This window comes from Streptomyces sp. NPDC025784 (genome assembly GCF_055558435.1).
This window is the reverse complement of record NZ_JBVHMN010000053.1, coordinates 1-1,264: the sequence shown is the minus strand read 5'-3', so window position 1 is coordinate 1,264 and position 1,264 is coordinate 1. Positions and strand designations below refer to the sequence as shown.

Here is a 1,264-nt window from a genome sequence, read left to right as displayed (position 1 = left end):
CGTGACTGCGTGCCTTTTGAAGAATGAGCCTGCGAGTTTGCGGTGTGTTGCGAGGTTAACCCGTGTGGGGAAGCCGTAGCGAAAGCGAGTCCGAATAGGGCGATTTAGTAGCGCGCTCAAGACCCGAAGCGGAGTGATCTAGCCATGGGCAGGTTGAAGCGGCTGTAAGAGGTCGTGGAGGACCGAACCCACCAGGGTTGAAAACCTGGGGGATGACCTGTGGTTAGGGGTGAAAGGCCAATCAAACTCCGTGATAGCTGGTTCTCCCCGAAATGCATTTAGGTGCAGCGTCGTGTGTTTCTTGCCGGAGGTAGAGCACTGGATAGGCGATGGGCCCTACCGGGTTACTGACCTTAGCCAAACTCCGAATGCCGGTAAGTGAGAGCGCGGCAGTGAGACTGTGGGGGATAAGCTCCATGGTCGAGAGGGAAACAGCCCAGAGCATCGACTAAGGCCCCTAAGCGTACGCTAAGTGGGAAAGGATGTGGAGTCGCACAGACAACCAGGAGGTTGGCTTAGAAGCAGCCACCCTTGAAAGAGTGCGTAATAGCTCACTGGTCTAGTGATTCCGCGCCGACAATGTAGCGGGGCTCAAGCGTACCGCCGAAGTCGTGTCATTGCAGCAAGAGGGCCAACGCCCGCTGTGATGGGTAGGGGAGCGTCGTGTGCCGGGTGAAGCCGCGCCGGAAGGCAGTGGTGGACGGTTCACGAGTGAGAATGCAGGCATGAGTAGCGATACACACGTGAGAAACGTGTGCGCCGATTGACTAAGGGTTCCTGGGTCAAGCTGATCTGCCCAGGGTAAGTCGGGACCTAAGGCGAGGCCGACAGGCGTAGTCGATGGATAACCGGTTGATATTCCGGTACCCGCTGTGAAGCGTCAAACATCGAACCAGGCGATGCTAAGTCCGTGAAGCCGCCCCGGAGCCTTCGGGCAAAGGGGAGTGGTGGAGCCGACGGACCAGACCTGTAGTAGGTGAGTGATGGGGTGACGCAGGAAGGTAGTCCATCCCGGGCGGTGGTTGTCCCGGGGTAAGGGTGTAGGACGTCAGGTAGGCAAATCCGCCTGACATGTGTCTGAGACCTGATGCCGAGCCGATTGTGGTGAAGTGGATGATCCTATGCTGTCGAGAAAAGCCTCTAGCGAGTTTCATGGCGGCCCGTACCCTAAACCGACTCAGGTGGTCAGGTAGAGAATACCGAGGCGTTCGGGTGAACTATGGTTAAGGAACTCGGCAAAATGCCCCCGTAACTTCGGGAGAAG

The 1,264-nt window shown here is 57.5% G+C and carries 1 rRNA gene; it reads left to right on the top strand.

Annotation, left to right across the window (positions count from 1 at the left end):
- A 23S ribosomal RNA gene (locus ACZ4IF_RS44570) occupies nt 1–1,264 on the top strand; the annotation flags it as partial.